Below are 17,350 nucleotides of genomic sequence, written 5' to 3'. Positions count from 1 at the left end.
GGTAGAGATTCTTGCAGCAGGATGGTTTACGACATTTCGCCGTGACGAAAGTGTGGGTTAACGCTTATGATGCCAGACAGAGAACTTACTGGATGACGTGATGATTTGGTTAATGCTTGCCACTCTGGCTGTTGTATTTTTTGTAGGATTTCAGTTGCTGACTGCCGGTTCACGCCATGCCGCACAGGCACTCAGCAAGCGTCTGCAACTGCCGCCGGTCCATATTGAATCGATGCTGTCGCAGATGGGTAAAGAGGCGGCGAAAGAGTTTACAGATTACATCGCGGGTGATAACGAAGCGCACTTAAACAACGGCGCGGCGGTTTTGCTGATTTGGCAGGTGCTGATTGTGGATGGCAGCGATGAAAATACCTGGCGCTGGCACAGCGTGCTAACCCGGGCAGGTTTCTCTGCCACGCTTACCCGACAGCAACTGTTGCTGGCACTGGGCTTTTTGCGCCAGTTAGAGCCCGACAGCCAAGAGCTGAATGCGCTTCGCGAGCAATACAACGCGCGCGTCACGCAGCAGGGTGTTGAGCTGGAAGGGGAAACGGCAGAGGTAAGCAATCTGGTCTCGCTCAGCGCCTGGCGCGACCGTCATTAGCGCAAATTGGTTATTACCTGGGCACTCGCCGCGCCTCAGCGGCAAAAACGTTGACGTAACAGCGTTCAACCGTATAATTCGACCCAACCTCTCCGCGCCCTTAGCTCAGCTGGATAGAGCACCGGCCTTCTAAGCCGTAGGTCACAGGTTCGAATCCTGTAGGGCGCGCCACTATATTTCAATGACTTAAGCAAGTTTTAAGCCTACCTGATTCCCTCCTTGTGTCGTATTTGTGTCGTTGTCACCCAAAAGTGAGTCAATTTTGCGCGCATGTTCGGTCAGGTGGTTGGGTGCTAGGTGTGCATACCTGCGTACCATTTCGATGCTTTCCCATCCGCCCATTTCCTGCAATGCCGAAAGTGGAACACCTGCCTGAATCAGCCAGCTTGCCCAGGTATGCCGTAAGTCGTGAAAACGGAAATCCTCAATGCCTGCCCGCTTGAGTCCTATCCGCCACGCCGTGTTATCATCACAGCGCATTTTCCTGACTGATGGCGTCTTGGTGCCGTCTGGTCTGGTTGCCTCTTTGGTATGAACGAACACCCATCGTGAATGCTTCCCAATCTGCTCCTTCAACACCCGGCATGCGGTATCATTCAGCGCCACGCCAATAGCCTTGCCCGCTTTGGCGTTCTCCGGATTTATCCATGCCACCTTCCTTTGCATATCAACCTGAGTCCACTCCAGATCCAGAATGTTTGAACGGCGTAAACCGGTGGACAGCGCAAACACAACCACTGGTCTGATGCTGTCTGGCATGCAGTCGATGAGCCTGTTTGCTTCCTCTCTGGTCAGCCAGCGAATCCTTTTGCTTACAGGCTTCTTGGTCTTGATAACCGGCGCTGTCTTTATCCATCCCCATTCGTTAGCCGCGGCACGAAGAAGTGAGCGCATAAAAGAAAGGTAATGGCTTTTGGTCCCTGCGCTGACAGGACGCTCTTTGTGTTCAGGCTCGGGTTTGCTGTCCCTTATGGCCGCATCGCGCTGAATCTCCCATTTCCGGCGGTGGTTGCGGTTGATCATCCTTCCGACAATCTTCTGCACCTCCTCGCCGGTAATAGAGGAAATATCTCGTCCTGAGAAATGTCCAAGAAAGAACTCAATCTTTACCTTGTCATCATCTAAGCTTCGCTTGTGCTCTTTCTCGTCCAGCCAGCGCATGCAGGCCTCTTCGAAAGACCTCACAGGCAGGTCGCCTAACTCCTCAACCCGCCACGCTTCAGCCTTCAACCGGTCGTGCAGCTCCTGCGCTTGCTTTTTGTCCGCTGTGTTAAGCGATCGCCTAACTCTTTTGCCATTCGGGGTAAAGAAATGACAGTGCCATACCCCGCCTCTGAGGGTGATTGACATGATGGACCTCCGTTTGTGCCATCACCCATGCTCGCCGGGCGATTCTGTGATGGATTGCGAACATAATCAATACAGGCGGACCGAAGCACCAGGTACTTTCCGCTATCCCCACCTGTTCTGCGCGCCGGCAACTCACCGCGGCGAATCAGGTTGCTTACCGTCCTTGTTGAAACTTTCAGGTAAAGCGCGGCCTCGGCAAGCGTCAATGGCTCGTCGTTTTCCATATCTACTCCTCAGGTGGCTTGCTGCGTTTGAATGCGTAAATGAGAGCGATGAGAAGGGCGAGAGTGAGAATATCGCCCGGGTCGGCGGTGATGGTGATGTTCACAACTACTTCACTTCTTTGTGTCCGTTTGACCAACCCTCGTCATAATCGGTTTCCCCATCGCTAATCAGTCGCGCGTGTTCTACTACATCGCTCCAGTTCATATTGTTGGCGGCCCAATCCTCAATCTCGTATGGGTCGGCATCAAAGAACGGAAATGTATCTTCAAGCAGGCTCTTGGTTATATCTCCACCGTATTCATGGGCATAATGAGAGGCCCTGTTATGAGCAATGATGGCAACAGGTACGGCCCAAACACTATTGTCAGGCATGGTTACGAATAAGTTTTTTGACATAACAACTCCTCACGCAGAGCACGATAAAGGTTAATGGGGTGGGGTTATTTATTCAGGTGAGAAATGATGCGCTTGCCAATCCAGGCCATTACCGGAACTGCCATTGAGTTACCGATCGCCTTTATCCGTTTTGATGGTGTTGAATTAGCTATGGCTGTATGTCCAACTGGAAAACCCTGGAGAATCTCATATTCTTCTGGAGCAAGACCACGGACTCTTCCGCATCGGGTTACTACCAGGTCGCGGGCGTCTTTGTAGTCTCGGGCCGTGAGAGTGCTTGATACCGTGTCTTTTACGTAGGAGTCTGTTCTCTTGAAACGGTAGAGAGTGCCTCCATCAAGCGGGATGGGCAATCCGCCGCGCCTTTCAACAAACGATTCAATCTCCCCGCGCACGCTTTTGAGCTCAGGTAACACGACGGCGGGATTGATATCGGTTCTGGCTGTAGCGATGAGAATAAGGCGCCTGCGCTGCTGCTGGAGCCCGAAGTGCTGAGCGTCGTAAATTCTCCACGCGATGGTTCTTTTTGGTCCAGACAAATAACCAGCGTTCGACCATTTTTTCCTTGGTGGTTCCAGCTCACAGTTTTCGCCGGCAAGGAGGCCAAGAAGCGCGCCGAAGGCGTTATCTTTGGACGAGAGGACGCCTGGCACGTTTTCCCAGACGATAATTGATGGTTGCTTTCCTTCGCTGATTCGCTGCTCATCGATTGCATCTGCTAATTCTCCGTAGGAAATTGTTAACTGGCCTCGATCATCTTTAAGGCCCTTACGTGCTCCAGCTACAGAAAATGCCTGGCACGGCGTACCGCCAACAAGGATGTCTGGCGCCTCCACATCACCAGACCTCACCATTTCTGCGAGCTTTGTCATATCGCCAAGATTGGAAACGTGCGGCCAGTGATGAGCGAGAACGGCAGAGGGGAAGTCAGGCCCTTTTTTATAGTTGTGCTCTGGGTCAAACTGAGAGAACCATGCAGGAGTAAGTCCGAGCGGCCCCCAGGCTACACTGGCGGCTTCTATTCCGCTGCAAACAGATCCGTATTTCACTGGCATATCTCCCTGTCTACCTGCCGCACGAAATAGCTAAGCCACAGCTTTGCTGTGAAGGTATTTGGGCAGGGCGGTGATTGATTTGGTGTGTTTATCGAGGATGGCGGTGGTTATGGCGTCGTGGTCTGCTTTGGGCTTGCCGTCAGTGGCTTTGATGATTTCCTGTCTGCACTTTCGGGCTACGGCGCGTATGGCGTTTTCTACTTCAGCATTCACGCTACCCTCCGGTGCTGCTTAGCGCGCTCAACCTTCTCATAGTCCTGACAGCACTCTGGCGAACAAAAGAATCCTGTCGATACCTTCTCTTCGCAGTAATGGCAAGTACCGGTGAATTGCATGGTTGGGTGAGGGCGGTTGGCTAACGCTAGGTCAATCATGTGCTGCGTGTGTTCGGCAGCTTCGTCGAGAATATCTGCGCACATATCACACCTCCGCCGCTTCAGCTTTGAATGCCAACTCACACTGATCGCCTACTGACTTAATCAGCGCATCCATTTCCGAAAGGCTGCTGATATCAGACTGGCGGACTTCAAGCTGAATCAGGGTCGTCACAAGCTGGCTGATTCGGGTGAAATACCCGACATTTTGCATGTATTCACTTCCAACATTCTTGCCTTCTTTGGCAACTTCTTCTCCTGAAGGATGTAATTATACTGGTCTGCTGTGACCAGATATTTGTCACCAATCTCGATACGCATAGTGGTTACTCCTGAATTTGGGCGTAAAAAAACCGCCTAATTGGGCTGACCTGCTCCCCGTTGATTAATACACCACGATGTTAGTAATGTCTTCATAAGCCACATGAGGACATCCCCATGAAGAAGCGTTTTTCCGACGAACAGATCATCAGTATCCTCCGCGAGGCTGAAGCCGGGGTTTCTGCCCGTGAGCTCTGCCGTAAGCACGCCATTTCCGACGCCACCTTTTACACCTGGCGTAAGAAGTATGGCGGTATGGAGGTGCCCGAGGTTAAGCGGCTGAAGTCGCTTGAGGAAGAGAACGCCAGGCTCAAGAAGCTGCTTGCCGAAGCCATGCTGGATAAGGAGGCGCTTCAGGTGGCTCTGGGGCGAAAGTACTGACGACAGACCAGAAGCGGCAAGCCGTGATGTTGATGTGTGATGTGACCGGTCTGTCGCAACGTCGTGCCTGCAGGCTTACAGGTTTGTCCCTGTCGACCTGCCGTTATGATGCTCAGCGTCCGGCTGCTGATGCTCATTTATCAGGGCGTATTACTGAGCTGGCGCTTGAACGCAGACGTTTTGGTTACCGGCGTATCTGGCAGTTGCTGCGTAGGGAGGGCCTTCACGTCAATCACATGCTGTAATCTTAAAACGATCCCGATCCGTGATATTTGAGGTGACAGCCATGAAAACCTTCGTTGGGCTTGATGTTTCTCAAAAGAAAACAAGCATCTGCGTTATAGACCATAACGGCAATAAAATTCGTATGGCTAACGTCGATACGCATCCCGGTGTTATCGCCAATTATCTCTTTTCTGAAGGATTTGATAACTCGAAAGTGGGTCTGGAAACAGGGCCACTTTGCGTCTGGCTTTACCATTCACTCAAGAGCTTTGGCCTGGACATTGATTGTATCCATGCCCGCCATGTTCATGCAGCATTGTCGATGCAGTTGAATAAAACTGATCAAAATGACGCTTTTGGTATTGCCCGGCTGGTCCTTTCCGGATGGTACAAACCAGTACATGTCAAAAGCCTTGAATGCCATCAGCAAAGACTCATTCTGACCAGCCGGGAAAAACTGGTTCAGCTCAGGGTTGCCGTAACTAATCAGATCCGAGGGCTCCTGAAAACATTCGGTGTTGTTCTTCCCCCCGGGAAAAACAGTGTGTTTGAGCGTTCTGTACTTGAGTCATCACCTTCGCTGGAAACCGTTAAACCCGCAGTGATTATGTTGCTAAATACGTGGGAACATCTTTCTGACCAGATAAAAAAATTTAACTCCATGCTGGAAAAGCTTGCCCGAAAAGATCCAGTTTGTCAGATATTACGATCTATTCCGGGTGTGGGTGTTCTGACAGCATTAAGCTTTAAAACATCAATTGATGATCCTTCGCGTTTCAGACGAGTAAGTGATGTCGGCGCTTTCCTCGGATTAACGCCCAAAAAGTACCAATCCGGTGAGGTAGACAGGAATGGGGGAATTTCAAAACAGGGCAACAGAATGACGCGCACACTTCTCTACGAAGCAGCATCCTGTCTGTTGACGCGTTATGGCACTGATACAAGCCTGGCCATATGGGCAAATGGACTCCGGCACAGAATGGGCTACAAGAAAGTTATTGTTGCCCTTGCGAGAAAACTGACAACACTGATGCTAAGTATGTGGAAATCAGAGACTACTTATAATGAACGGCTTAACGCTATAAATTAAGAAGTGGGAAGTCACAATCAAATCAGACTGAGACCGTCTTAAACTTCAATTCCGGGACTCGCTTTGCAGGGTGAAAGCCTTGCGGGAATCACATAGGAATGAAGACGACGTCTTGCAACATGTTGTAGCATTGAAAAAATGACTACGAAGACGACAAAGACTCCATCTGATCCTGATATTGACTGATTAGACGACAAGCGGGTATACCGTATTTACCACCTTAATGGACTGAGCGTAAAACGCAGACGATGCCGTAAAGGGCTGGCGACCGAACGGTTTCCGCTTCTTCGCCCGGATGCGCCGAACCTTACATGGTCGATGGATTTCGTTATGGACGCACTGGCCAACGGTCGCAGGATCAAGTGCCTGACCTGTGTGGATGATTTCACGAAGGAGTGTCTGACGATCACCGCTGCTTTCGGTATTTCCGGCGTTCAGGTCACGCGTATTCTGGACAGCATCGCGCTGTTTGGCGGCTATCCGGCTACGATAAGAACTGACCAGGGGCGGAGTTTACCTGTAGAGCACTTGACCAGTGGGCCTTTGAGCATTGTGTGGAGCTGCGACTTATTCAGCCCGGTAAACCGACACAGAACGGATTTATTGAGAGTTTTAACGAACGCTTTCGCGATGAATGCCTGAATGAACACTGGTTTAGCGACATCAGCCATGCCAGGAAAACCATCAGTGAATGGCGTCAGGATTATAACGAATGTCGCCCGCACTCCACGCTTAATTATCAGACGCCGTCTGAATTTGCAGCGGGCTGGAGAAAGGGTAATTCTGAGAGTGAAGGATCTGACATTACTAACTGAGCCTTGTATCTGATACAGGGGGCAGGTCACCAGCATATAGCATGCGCTGGCGGCCCATAGCATCAGCAAGGGCATTAACGAGGAATGTGACCTCGTTGCTTTGTTCACTCACTGATGAGCTCCTTAGAAGAAGATTGCGCCGGTCTGTTTGTGCTTGATGTAGCCATCAAGGCCATAACGTGCCGCATCCCAGCAGTGGTTATGCTTATCCTCAATGACCGGAAGCACTTCACCAGTGACACGGTCTATTTTGTAGGAATAAAGACGAGCCTCTTTGGCTGTTTCTTTGCAGCGAGAATGGATAACTATTTTCTTGAAGCCACGCAGGCAAGTAATGCCGTCCTCAACACTTCCCTGCCACTTTTGCGGCGCTGAGATGTTGAAGCCCTGATTTTTGATATGGCTAATCGTTTCTGGTCGAGAGTTATCAGCCTTAATGGGCCATTTGCGAGACTGAGGGACACCGGGATATTTTGCATCATCCGTAACCTTCCACTCTTCAAGCTGCTTTGGCTTGGCCTCATCTTTGCCAGCGTAAAACTTCCACATGTCATCAAGCTCTACGCCAGTTCCGTAGGCCTCATGCTCTATGTAGAGACAATTATCGAGGATGAACATGCGCAGCAGCGTGCTTGGGTCTTTAGCAAAGCCGAAGTCAGCGCCGAACAGCAGCCTTTCAGCCTTTTGCCACAAGTCTGATGCGAAGTCCTGCACCACATAGCGGTTGGCAAGCACCTGCTTGTCGGAGTTCTCAAGGTAAGCGCCCTCCCAGATCCACGCGTAATCGGCGTAATCGAGGTTAGCTAAATCTTCAAGGCGCTCTTCTTCAAGAACATCAGGGAACCATGGGTTATCGCCATAATTCATCTCAACAATCATTGAGCTTTTTGGCGGGTTCTTCCTGAACATCTTGTCGGTTGCGCTGCCGTCCTTCTCCGGGTTCCATGTAACCCAGATTTCAGAGCCTTTTTCGCGCACCGTTGGGCGAAGTTTCTTCCAGGCGGTAGATGATACGGATTCGGCCTCATCAACCCAGGCAACTAAAATGCGCGCTTTGGATTTTATGCTGTCGAGATTATGGCGCAGACCACAGAATACGTAACTTACTCGGCGATTTTTGGTTCGGATATACTTCTCGCCGATTTCGAAATAGTCATCCAGCCATGGCACGGAGCGTATCGCCTGCTTAACCTCCTCCATTGAGGATTCTTCGAGCGAGTTCATGTACTCTCGCCCGCAGAGGATGACACCACTCCTTCCGCTCTCGGCAGCTTCGTATGCTTTAACTGCACTCATCAGGGCAAAAGTTCTGGTCTTTGCAGAACCGCGACCACCATGTGCGCCGCGATAGCGGATGTCGGGTGTTGCAAATACAGGAACTAGCTTGGCGGGGATAGGGAGATCAACCTGATTTTCCATTAGTTGGCTCTACTCCTACCAATCTTATTGTCGTTGGCTTGTTCGTCATGCTGCCATCGGAAGACTTGTGGTCGATTTCCTGACTGACTTTGTCGCCGTACTTCTTTGGGTTCATCCGTGCTAATGCCCACTTGCGAGTGTCGATGCGCAGTCGTGCTTTACCTACTGCTGCGGCCTCTTCTGCAACGCTGTCGGCTATGTCGAACATCTCTTCGAAAATTGCATCTGCGCGAATCTCAGTGGCTTTCGCGTACTGGTCGCGAAACTCATCGTGTTTAGCCAGCCATCTAAACACGGTCGCCTTATCAGGCATTCCCGGACGCTCACAAACCTTGCGAAGGCTTTCACCATCGGCAAGCAGTGAACAGATGTCAGCAGCCACCTCTGGTAAATAATCAGAAGGACGGCCATTTTTAATTTTGGTCGCCATATTAAACCTTTAATGTTTTTTCTAAAAAAGCCGATAAGTCATCAAGAATTTTTATAAAAAGGATATATACATAATGGGCCTATTTTTTGCTCCGACCCTCGTTGAATTGGCAATTAAGTCAATTTATGACCTTTATAAAAACAGCTCTGGCGGCTCAATAGTTACCCCGGAAGAGAAGGCAGAAACAGTTGATGCGGCGAATTCAATCGTTGACATTCAGGCGAAAGCTCAACAGGAACTCGCTATAGCAAGAAGAATTCTTATTGCTGAATCAGTAGAGATAACTGAAATTTATGAGGCTTCTGGTCAAGGTAACGCGGGCATACGTAAAGACGATACTGCCTTACAGGTTGGCGCTCATGGGGAAGGACGTAAAATGACGCAAAGAACCATTAAGTTTGCTGGTTTTAATCATAAAATAGAGGATGTTATCGCTCTTCTCGATGAGAGTTATAGCCAAGCCAGCAACTCTGAGGATGCCTCAGTAGTAGTCAGTCCGGATGAATCGGAACATACTCCATCTTAAGCACGTCATCAGGAGCTAGATATACCCATCGCCATCTTCTTTTTCTACACCAATGAAGCCGTTGACGATTTAAGGCTGTGACCTGTTCATCAGGCCTTCATGCGTTTCACCGGATTTAGTGGTTACTGTGATGCGGTAGATGTCGGACATTGAGAGCCTCTTTATCCGCATGTGTGGATCTTGCCATTACGATGAGACTGCACATGGTGATGGCAATACTATGTTAACTTTGGCAAAACCAAGGAGGTGGTATGTTTTCCTTTCTCAACACGTTCAAGCGGCTCATAAGCAAGCAGCAGACGGCGCTGACCGCTGAGCCAGAGTATTCAAATGAACAGCTTTTGCAGTGGGCCACCGGTTGCATGTTAGAAGGTTTGCCAGATGAATTTTATGAGGCGAGAATTTCTTGCTTCCGTAACATCGATAGTGAAGGACGCATAGCAATTGCAGCTATACATGACTTCAAGTTAACCAGCGAAAGTGAATATATGTCTTTCACTCCACCAGATGACCTTTACGCCACACACTGCATAGAGAAAATTCTTAACGAAGAAAACTGGCGTGAAGCCACTATAATCTTTACCACACAAACGACACGATTCATGTGGCAATAAAAAACCGCCCGGAGGCGGCTTATTTCTACATTCTTGTGAACCAATGAGGGCATTTATTATCACGCCGAAGATTTTCTAGCATGTAAAAGCAGAAATCATGAATGGCATCCTCTGCTGACATTTTCTCAGGAATTCTTTCGCTAGCATAAATGGCGTCCTGCACAATGCTGTAGATTCCTGTCGCGCTATAAATATGCGCTTTCTTGCCTTCGGGATCACTCCTCATTACATTGCCGTTGTTGCTCAACACCATTGTCTGAACACCCCATAAAAACAATTCTTGTTTAGTCATGATATTCCCTCAATGAAGTGAAATGTCATACTAACCCAGCTTCGCAACGCTTCACAGCGTGGCTAACCGTTATCCCTTGTCGGAGAGATTTATTTAATGCACTTCATAGCATTTTTAACTTCAGTGATTATTTGCTGCTGGAGTCGGCTTAATTCATTACGGTGCCTGCTTTCCTGGCGTGACCAGAACCATATTCCTATCCAAGTCATAATTAGCGCGCCGATGCAAACGCCGGAAAGGATGTTGTAAATCGAGTAACCACTCATTTAGCGTCCTGCTGACAGTTAGCTTTCCATGTCTTGTTGTGGGTCAGGATGGCCTGCTTTGTAGCATCATCCAGGGCCAGCACGTCAGCCCTTTTCAGAATAATTGGCTTCACCCAGTTACAGGCCGTATCAACTACTTCAGTCCTTGCGGGTCCATTCACGGAGCAGCTCGTCGTCAACAGCGCTGCCAGGCATGCGGGATACAGTTTCCTGTACATCGGCTGCTCCTTTGATGGTTTCATTTTGGCGCTGTGTGGCCGCCTTCATGGATTCGATATTGGTTTGAGTTTCCCGCTCGGTAGCTGCCTGCTCTGCTTTGGACTTTCCTTTGGAATGACCAACGCCGAATGCTGTCATAATGGCAGCTACGATGACGCCAATGATGCCGAGGATGTATTCAATGCTCATGGTTTAGCTCCGGGATCAATTCCTGCATCCAGCTTCTGCTCATTTAGGTTTTTGTCTGATGCAATCTTTTTCGCACCTATGTAACCGGCAGTAGCAAAGCCAAAGAACAGACCGAAGGTGACATCTGAAAGCGTGCCTTTGTATGCCTGCCAACCAACTACTCCACAGCAAACGATAAACGCCACGGCAGCCTGTGTTCGGCTGAGAGATATAGTGCCTGATGAACCGCGAAGCATACTGAATACGTCCATCAGATGAGGCCCTTGTAGATGTCATATGTGCCAGTGCGCATTACCTCTGCATGCCGGTTAGCGCGCTTTGGTGTTTGTCTGGCCCACAGGCTGTTAAGCATTCCACTGGCTGCGCCTGCGAAATTATCCGCAGCGACCATTGCCAGAGTATTTTTGAAGCCAGCAAGCCCATCTGTGCCGAGCTGGTAAGCCATGCTGATAAGCACATCCCTTCTCGCTGGATTGCACTTATTGAGCGCTGCCAGAATTGCCGGCTTAGCATTCATTTGCTGAATTCGGTTATCTACAAGCTCCTGCAGCCAGACGTCTGAAACCTGCTTTGAGAGGAAGAAGGTGTAATTGCTTAATGCCGCACCTTTTGGCCCAATCAGAAATCCTGTGCCTACTGTGGGGTAACCTTCAGTGTCAATGTAGGGTTTAGGGCGAAAACCTTCTTCAAAGTTAAGGATGGCGATGATCTGACTCATTTGGCTTCATCCTCTTTAACGACCTGGTTAACTTTGTCGGCGGTTTTGTTGGCTGTTTGGTCCGGTATCTGGCTTAGCTGCTTCTGCATCTGCTCAACCTGTTTTGCAAGCTGGCTTACTTTCTTATCCCGGCGTTCTGCAACTTTCTGATAGTCGGCCCTGATGCCGTCAATTCTCTCGTTAGCCTGATTGCTGACGTAGACAAAGATGATTGTCATGATGATACAGATGACGCTCATCAGAAGCAGAAGCGAGCCAATGATGACATTGCGCTTATGCCCCGCTTTATTTGTTGTTTGCATCGCTGTCGTCCTCCAGTGTGGCGATCAGCCTGTTTACTTCACTTCTGAATCTTTCGTTACCCGTAGAATTTGTCGCCTCAGACATAGCCAGAAGGATGCCGAGCGCGTTCTTGATAAGGCGGAGGTCAGTTTCAAGAGTGGATATGCGGCGGAGGTTACGATCATGCCGGTCGCGCAGTTCATCATTCTCTTCCCTGAGTAGCGCATTGCTCTCCTTGAGTAGCTGAACCTGCTCTTTGTAACCAGTTATAATGTCTCCGCTTGCGCGGTTATTGGTGACGATTGAGGTAATGCCAGCTATCAGCGGCTTCCAGAAAAGTGCTACTGCACCGCCACCAAGCAGCAATGCGCCAATGCTGGTAAATAAACTTTCATTCATGCCTGACCTCGCAAGCCAGGGTGTTGCGTGCTGTTCATAGCCGTCTCCGGCAACGCCAGAGGTTTCCGGCCTGAGCTGTAAAAGAATGCCCGCTTGCCACGAAGGGAAATCCGTGAGGTCGCGTTGATTGGCAAGGGGCGAAAACGAAAAAACCAGCTCTGTGGCTGGTCTTTGTAATTAGATGCTCTGACGCGAACGCGATTAATTGCCTGGCATATCTGCCCAGAGCTGATTTTTGCACAAACAAAAACGCCCTCGCAGTTGGTGACACCGCTGGGCGATTTGACTATCACAACTGATTTCTGCCTGGAAACAACCAGACGGAACTTCAATTGTTAGAAAGCATATCCCCAAGTTCGGGAAAAGTAAATAGCCCACGATAAAATAATGAGCTATTTCATATTGCACAACATAAACCCGCAAAAGCGCGTTAGGAGTTCTTGCGGGATTCTGTGACAAAGGTGACTATCTGTGAAGATAAACTCTCACGAACTCTGGAAGTTGTCTGGTCTCTAATTTTTGAAATAGCTTCTTTTTGTTGTGCACTTAAACCAGACCACTGATCTTTATCAGGGCCTATTGAGTCATGGTATTCAGAGATCTCAGCACTACATTTATCAAAAGATTCATTAGAGATGGCCCCAGCCGATTTGGTGGATCTGATTTGACTGTCTGCATAATGGGTTACGCAGTCGCTGAGATTTTTTGCAGCACTCTGTGTATCAGAGTGCGCCGCGGAGCACACCACCAATCCCATCACAGCTAAAGCTAATTTCATGCCCATATTCCCATAAGTAACAGAGCGCAAATCGTAGCATGGAGTGGGTGAGAGGTGGTTAAAATGTTTATTTTCTCTAAAGCATTACAGGAGTTTGCCGATATCATATGCCAAACATATCAGGGAGAAGCAAAGATGGAAAACACAAACCCTCTAGCAGCAATGACATTCATAATTTGGTTCTTCATGTTCATCCCATGCTTGCGCATGGCTCAGAAGGCCGGATTCGGATGGAAAATGGCACTACTGCTGTCTTTTCCCGGATTGCACTTTTTTACTCTTTATCTCTTCGCTTACAAGAAGTGGCCCAGCCTTCCCAATACTTGAGAACTGACAGAAAAAAGCCCACCTGAGTGGGCACGCACATTCTCCGCCCCAACGGGGGATTCATTTTTATCATATAAAGGGAATTACTATGGTTAATACCTTGTCAGAAATTCAGAACCGCACTATACCAATTGATGATATATCTACATCAAGAGGTGGAATATCTCTTTCAATCAGGCTATTTTCACCTGGAAATACCGGGATGATCGTAGACCTATGCCATCGTAACAGAGCCATTACAGCTAATGATATGGCTGGTGTTGCGTCTTTAGGAAATCAATATGCCGTAAGCAGCATTGTGATCATCACTAATGCAAGATTTAACTTTTCGCCTGATCTAGTTTTTCCTAAAGCCTGGGTTTGCTGGCTCCCTACCACCACGTATTTGATCGAGGATGGTACTAGGTTTGCCTTAGGGTACGATTATTTTGATCCGAACTATGGTGAATCTAGACCGTTCTATGAACTGGCACGTCGTTGCGGGTATCAGGATGGAGGGGATTTCTATTCATATGAATAAATGTACTTTCATCATGACCAAAAGCCCGCGAATGTGGGCTAACTTTTACCCTGACCTGCCCCCAGGATTAGATACAACCGTCAGTTAGTAATGTCGGTTTGTTTACCTCCACATTTTCCATTTCGCCACCGTGCTGCAAACTCTGATGGCGTCAGATAATTCAGTGCCGAATGTGGACGACACTCGTTATAATCCTGCCTCCAGTCGTTAATGGTTTTCCTGGCGTGAACGATATCGCTGAACCAGTGTTCGTTCAGACACTCATCGCGAAAGCGTCCGTTAAAACTCTCAATAAATCCGTTCTGCGTTGGCTTACCTGGCTGGATAAGCCGTAGTTCCACACCATGCTCAAAGGCCCATTGATCGAGCGCGCGGCAGGTAAATTCCGGGCCCCGATCGGTTCTTATTGTCGCCGGATAGCCCCGAAACAACGCGATGCTGTCCAGAATACGCGTGACCTGAACGCCGGAAATACCGAAAGCAGCGGTGATCGTCAGACACTCCTTCGTGAAATCATCCACACAGGTCAGGCACTTGATCCTGCGACCGTTGGCCAGTGCGTCCATAACGAAATCCATCGACCATGTAAGGTTCGGCGCATCCGGGCGAAGAAGCGGAAACCGTTCGGTCGCCAGCCCTTTACGGCATCGTCTGCGTTTTACGCTCAGTCCATTAAGGTGGTAAATACGGTATACCCGCTTGTCGTCTAATCAGTCAATATCAGGATCAGATGGAGTCTTTGTCGTCTTCGTAGTCATTTTTTCAATGCTACAACATGTTGCAAGACGTCGTCTTCATTCCTATGTGATTCCCGCAAGGCTTTCACCCTGCAAAGCGAGTCCCGGAATTGAAGTTTAAGACGGTCTCAGTCTGATTTGATTGTGACTTCCCACTTCTTAATTTATAGCGTTAAGCCGTTCATTATAAGTAGTCTCTGATTTCCACATACTTAGCATCAGTGTTGTCAGTTTTCTCGCAAGGGCAACAATAACTTTCTTGTAGCCCATTCTGTGCCGGAGTCCATTTGCCCATATGGCCAGGCTTGTATCAGTGCCATAACGCGTCAACAGACAGGATGCTGCTTCGTAGAGAAGTGTGCGCGTCATTCTGTTGCCCTGTTTTGAAATTCCCCCATTCCTGTCTACCTCACCGGATTGGTACTTTTTGGGCGTTAATCCGAGGAAAGCGCCGACATCACTTACTCGTCTGAAACGCGAAGGATCATCAATTGATGTTTTAAAGCTTAATGCTGTCAGAACACCCACACCCGGAATAGATCGTAATATCTGACAAACTGGATCTTTTCGGGCAAGCTTTTCCAGCATGGAGTTAAATTTTTTTATCTGGTCAGAAAGATGTTCCCACGTATTTAGCAACATAATCACTGCGGGTTTAACGGTTTCCAGCGAAGGTGATGACTCAAGTACAGAACGCTCAAACACACTGTTTTTCCCGGGGGGAAGAACAACACCGAATGTTTTCAGGAGCCCTCGGATCTGATTAGTTACGGCAACCCTGAGCTGAACCAGTTTTTCCCGGCTGGTCAGAATGAGTCTTTGCTGATGGCATTCAAGGCTTTTGACATGTACTGGTTTGTACCATCCGGAAAGGACCAGCCGGGCAATACCAAAAGCGTCATTTTGATCAGTTTTATTCAACTGCATCGACAATGCTGCATGAACATGGCGGGCATGGATACAATCAATGTCCAGGCCAAAGCTCTTGAGTGAATGGTAAAGCCAGACGCAAAGTGGCCCTGTTTCCAGACCCACTTTCGAGTTATCAAATCCTTCAGAAAAGAGATAATTGGCGATAACACCGGGATGCGTATCGACGTTAGCCATACGAATTTTATTGCCGTTATGGTCTATAACGCAGATGCTTGTTTTCTTTTGAGAAACATCAAGCCCAACGAAGGTTTTCATGGCTGTCACCTCAAATATCACGGATCGGGATCGTTTTAAGATTACAGCATGTGGTTGACGTGAAGGCCCTCGCGACGCAATAACTGCCAGATCCGCCGGTAACCGAAGCGACGGCGTTCAGGCGCCAGCTCTGTGATGCGTAAAGACAGCTGTGCGTCAGCAGCCGGACGCTGAGCTGAATAACGGCAGGTTGAAAGAGACAGACCTGCCAGCCTGCTGGCACGACGTTGCGACAGACCGGCGACCTCACACATGACTTCCACGGCTTCCCGCTTCTGGTCTGTCGTCAGAACCTTCGACCCAGAGCCACCTGAAGCGCCTCCTTATCCAGCATGGCTTCGGCGAGCAGCTTCTTAAGCCGCGCGTTCTCCTCTTCAAGTGACTTAAGCCGCTTTACCTCAGGGACTTCCATGCCGCCAAACTTCTTGCGCCAGGTGTAGAAAGTAGCGTCAGAAATAGCATGCTTCCGGCAGAGTTCCCGGGCAGAAACCCCGGCTTAAGCCTCGCGGAGAATACTGATGATCTGTTCGTCGGAAAAACGCTTCTTCATGGGGATGTCCTCATGTGGCTTATGAAGACATTACTAACATCGCGGTGTGTTAATCAACGGGGGGCTGGTCAATATAAAAAAAGAGTAGAAACTGGATTATTAATGCTCCAGTTTTTACTCTTTGGCTTGAAGATTTTACGGGACATATAGTTTTTATTTTTTAATAAAACTGTTAGCAGAAAAAGCGGAAGCGCTTTCTTTTGTCATCTTTTCTGCTTCAGAGTTTATTCGTCGTTCAAATATTTCTTTATCGATAATAAAATCTTTTTCATCGATGACCAGTGTGTAATTGGGTATATGCTCAGATCTGTACTGAATGTATGTCGTTACATGCAACTTAAAGGGTAAGTTAGAGGACAACGTGCTTGCTTTCATTGCCTTGTCCCCGGAAAGGCCTTGCTGCTCGTTAACTCTGTTTGCGATGTTAGTTAAAGCATTATGAATATCGTCTGAGAAATTTTTTGGATCCAGGTTTGTGAGGTTGATTTCTTTCGGGGCGTTATCGGATGCAGGTGCTAAGGTAATATCCATCCCACGCCTTTCGCTATAAACTTCGCCGAGATTTACGCTACCGGCTGCGGTCGTAATGATATGTTTTTCTTCAAGAATGAGTCCTTTATTAACCATCGCGGCACAAAATACAGCACCACCCAGAATCAAAGACGATACGAGTAATGCAGCGCCATACTGTTTTGGAACCATGAGACTAAGTCCTTTTTATTAATATTACTTACCTGATTATTTTACACCGAGATGACAAGCGCTAACCTCAAAAAAGCACACTTTATTTTGCTTTATTAATGCGTTAGGACATTCGTAAAATGTGACTGGTGTTACTGGATGCCGGGGTAGTGAGACTGAAAAAAGGAGTGCGCCCCTGTTTTGATGTTTTTTTGCACCAGGGCAGTTGAAGAAAACGTCACAGATGCAGGTTTTTTACTCAAAATAAATGCTTTACTCAACAAACAGCCCCACATCATTCTTATCCTAAACCTCTGCATAAAGCACAGAATGTTTATACCTCGTTTAGTTCGTATTCTTTATCTTATGCAATATCAGT

General features: G+C 48.5%; 21 protein-coding genes, 1 tRNA gene and 5 pseudogenes. 8 read left to right on the top strand and 19 right to left on the bottom strand.

Annotation, left to right across the window (positions count from 1 at the left end; all coding sequences use genetic code 11):
- The first annotated feature begins 100 nt into the window (after positions 1-100).
- Together GKC68_RS16660 and GKC68_RS16655 are read left to right on the top strand one after the other, a co-directional pair.
- Positions 101-604 (top strand): DUF1198 family protein, encoded by a 504-nt coding sequence (locus GKC68_RS16660; protein WP_028723942.1) that lies wholly within the window; start codon positions 101-103, stop codon positions 602-604.
- Between the two features lie 94 nt (positions 605-698).
- Positions 699-775, top strand: a tRNA-Arg gene (locus tag GKC68_RS16655).
- A 15-nt stretch (positions 776-790) separates the two neighbouring features.
- Here GKC68_RS16655 and GKC68_RS16650 read toward each other — a convergent pair.
- The 5 genes from GKC68_RS16650 to GKC68_RS16630 all read right to left on the bottom strand — a co-directional run bounded on the left by GKC68_RS16650 (position 791) and on the right by GKC68_RS16630 (position 4,218).
- Positions 791-1,954, bottom strand: a complete 1,164-nt coding sequence (locus GKC68_RS16650; protein ID WP_342656346.1) for a site-specific integrase — start codon at positions 1,952-1,954, stop codon at positions 791-793.
- A 330-nt stretch (positions 1,955-2,284) separates the two neighbouring features.
- Positions 2,285-2,575, bottom strand: coding sequence for a hypothetical protein (locus GKC68_RS16645; protein WP_058707238.1), 291 nt, complete (start codon positions 2,573-2,575; stop codon positions 2,285-2,287).
- A 44-nt stretch (positions 2,576-2,619) separates the two neighbouring features.
- Positions 2,620-3,630, bottom strand: coding sequence for a DNA cytosine methyltransferase (locus GKC68_RS16640; RefSeq protein ID WP_058707237.1), 1,011 nt, complete (start codon positions 3,628-3,630; stop codon positions 2,620-2,622).
- A 30-nt stretch (positions 3,631-3,660) separates the two neighbouring features.
- Positions 3,661-3,843, bottom strand: a complete 183-nt coding sequence (locus tag GKC68_RS16635; protein ID WP_241492484.1) for a hypothetical protein — start codon at positions 3,841-3,843, stop codon at positions 3,661-3,663.
- A 207-nt stretch (positions 3,844-4,050) separates the two neighbouring features.
- Positions 4,051-4,218 carry a DUF5405 family protein gene (locus tag GKC68_RS16630; protein WP_241492482.1) on the bottom strand — a complete coding sequence of 56 codons (168 nt, stop codon included), beginning with the start codon at positions 4,216-4,218 and terminating at the stop codon, positions 4,051-4,053.
- 224 nt (positions 4,219-4,442) lie between these two features.
- On the opposite strand from GKC68_RS16630, the pseudogene GKC68_RS16625 reads away from it, so the two are divergent.
- The 3 genes and pseudogenes from GKC68_RS16625 to GKC68_RS16615 all read left to right on the top strand — a co-directional run.
- Positions 4,443-4,942: pseudogene (locus tag GKC68_RS16625) on the top strand (IS3-like element ISRaq1 family transposase); the annotation flags it as partial.
- A 50-nt stretch (positions 4,943-4,992) separates the two neighbouring features.
- Positions 4,993-6,021, top strand: coding sequence for an IS110 family transposase (locus GKC68_RS16620; protein WP_110145283.1), 1,029 nt, complete (start codon positions 4,993-4,995; stop codon positions 6,019-6,021).
- A gap of 186 nt (positions 6,022-6,207) precedes the next feature.
- Positions 6,208-6,836 (top strand): annotated as a pseudogene (locus GKC68_RS16615) (IS3 family transposase); the annotation flags it as partial.
- A 123-nt stretch (positions 6,837-6,959) separates the two neighbouring features.
- Here the strand turns inward: GKC68_RS16615 and GKC68_RS16610 are convergent.
- Entirely contained in the window at positions 6,960-8,255 is a 1,296-nt protein-coding gene (locus tag GKC68_RS16610; RefSeq protein ID WP_342656345.1) for a phage terminase large subunit, read from the bottom strand.
- On the bottom strand, positions 8,239-8,685 hold the full coding sequence (locus tag GKC68_RS16605; RefSeq protein ID WP_342656344.1) for a ubiquitin carboxyl-hydrolase: 447 nt from the start codon (positions 8,683-8,685) through the stop codon (positions 8,239-8,241). The genes GKC68_RS16610 and GKC68_RS16605 overlap by 17 nt, the downstream gene beginning before the upstream one ends.
- 73 nt (positions 8,686-8,758) lie before the next feature.
- Here GKC68_RS16605 and GKC68_RS16600 point away from each other — a divergent pair, with 73 nt between their 5' ends.
- On the top strand, positions 8,759-9,211 hold the full coding sequence (locus GKC68_RS16600; RefSeq protein ID WP_028715196.1) for a hypothetical protein: 453 nt from the start codon (positions 8,759-8,761) through the stop codon (positions 9,209-9,211).
- Here GKC68_RS16600 and GKC68_RS16595 read toward each other — a convergent pair.
- Positions 9,177-9,361, bottom strand: a pseudogene (locus GKC68_RS16595) (hypothetical protein). The gene GKC68_RS16600 and the pseudogene GKC68_RS16595 overlap by 35 nt on opposite strands.
- Before the next feature lie 101 nt (positions 9,362-9,462).
- Between GKC68_RS16595 and GKC68_RS16590 the strand changes: the two are divergent.
- On the top strand, positions 9,463-9,825 hold the full coding sequence (locus tag GKC68_RS16590; protein WP_058706842.1) for a hypothetical protein: 363 nt from the start codon (positions 9,463-9,465) through the stop codon (positions 9,823-9,825).
- A 25-nt stretch (positions 9,826-9,850) separates the two neighbouring features.
- Here GKC68_RS16590 and GKC68_RS16585 read toward each other — a convergent pair whose 3' ends face one another.
- The 7 genes from GKC68_RS16585 to GKC68_RS16555 all read right to left on the bottom strand — a co-directional run bounded on the left by GKC68_RS16585 (position 9,851) and on the right by GKC68_RS16555 (position 12,968).
- On the bottom strand, positions 9,851-10,117 hold the full coding sequence (locus GKC68_RS16585) for a hypothetical protein (protein WP_028715198.1): 267 nt from the start codon (positions 10,115-10,117) through the stop codon (positions 9,851-9,853).
- Between the two features lie 404 nt (positions 10,118-10,521).
- A complete protein-coding gene (locus tag GKC68_RS16580) occupies positions 10,522-10,791 on the bottom strand; it encodes a hypothetical protein (protein ID WP_072208379.1) in 270 nt (89 codons plus the stop codon).
- Positions 10,788-11,042, bottom strand: a complete 255-nt coding sequence (locus GKC68_RS16575) for a hypothetical protein (RefSeq protein ID WP_058706843.1) — start codon at positions 11,040-11,042, stop codon at positions 10,788-10,790. Before GKC68_RS16575 ends, GKC68_RS16580 begins: the two co-directional genes overlap by 4 nt.
- Positions 11,042-11,509, bottom strand: coding sequence for a glycoside hydrolase family protein (locus GKC68_RS16570; RefSeq protein ID WP_058706844.1), 468 nt, complete (start codon positions 11,507-11,509; stop codon positions 11,042-11,044). Before GKC68_RS16570 ends, GKC68_RS16575 begins: the two co-directional genes overlap by 1 nt.
- The gene (locus GKC68_RS16565) at positions 11,506-11,811 is read right to left on the bottom strand and encodes a hypothetical protein (RefSeq protein WP_058706845.1); all 306 of its coding nucleotides are present in this window, start codon (positions 11,809-11,811) and stop codon (positions 11,506-11,508) included. Before GKC68_RS16565 ends, GKC68_RS16570 begins: the two co-directional genes overlap by 4 nt.
- Entirely contained in the window at positions 11,795-12,190 is a 396-nt protein-coding gene (locus tag GKC68_RS16560; RefSeq protein ID WP_058706846.1) for a hypothetical protein, read from the bottom strand. The genes GKC68_RS16565 and GKC68_RS16560 overlap by 17 nt, the downstream gene beginning before the upstream one ends.
- A 430-nt stretch (positions 12,191-12,620) precedes the next feature.
- Positions 12,621-12,968, bottom strand: coding sequence for a hypothetical protein (locus GKC68_RS16555; RefSeq protein WP_152997009.1), 348 nt, complete (start codon positions 12,966-12,968; stop codon positions 12,621-12,623).
- A gap of 415 nt (positions 12,969-13,383) precedes the next feature.
- Between GKC68_RS16555 and GKC68_RS16550 the strand changes: the two genes are divergently transcribed.
- On the top strand, positions 13,384-13,815 hold the full coding sequence (locus GKC68_RS16550) for a hypothetical protein (RefSeq protein ID WP_152997010.1): 432 nt from the start codon (positions 13,384-13,386) through the stop codon (positions 13,813-13,815).
- 80 nt (positions 13,816-13,895) lie between these two features.
- Here the strand turns inward: GKC68_RS16550 and GKC68_RS16545 are convergent.
- The 4 genes and pseudogenes from GKC68_RS16545 to GKC68_RS16530 form a co-directional block, all read right to left on the bottom strand.
- A pseudogene (locus GKC68_RS16545) lies at positions 13,896-14,525 on the bottom strand (IS3 family transposase); the annotation flags it as partial.
- A 186-nt stretch (positions 14,526-14,711) separates the two neighbouring features.
- Positions 14,712-15,740 (bottom strand): IS110 family transposase, encoded by a 1,029-nt coding sequence (locus GKC68_RS16540; RefSeq protein ID WP_110145283.1) that lies wholly within the window; start codon positions 15,738-15,740, stop codon positions 14,712-14,714.
- Between the two features lie 50 nt (positions 15,741-15,790).
- Positions 15,791-16,290 (bottom strand): annotated as a pseudogene (locus tag GKC68_RS16535) (transposase); the annotation flags it as partial.
- Between the two features lie 153 nt (positions 16,291-16,443).
- Positions 16,444-16,992, bottom strand: a complete 549-nt coding sequence (locus GKC68_RS16530; protein WP_110957539.1) for a hypothetical protein — start codon at positions 16,990-16,992, stop codon at positions 16,444-16,446.
- Positions 16,993-17,350 lie beyond the last annotated feature (358 nt).

This window comes from Pantoea sp. RSPAM1, from assembly GCF_038816185.1.
GTDB lineage: Bacteria > Pseudomonadota > Gammaproteobacteria > Enterobacterales > Enterobacteriaceae > Pantoea > Pantoea ananatis.
The sequence above is the reverse complement of the archived record's forward strand: the minus strand, read 5'-3'. Positions and strand labels throughout refer to the sequence as shown.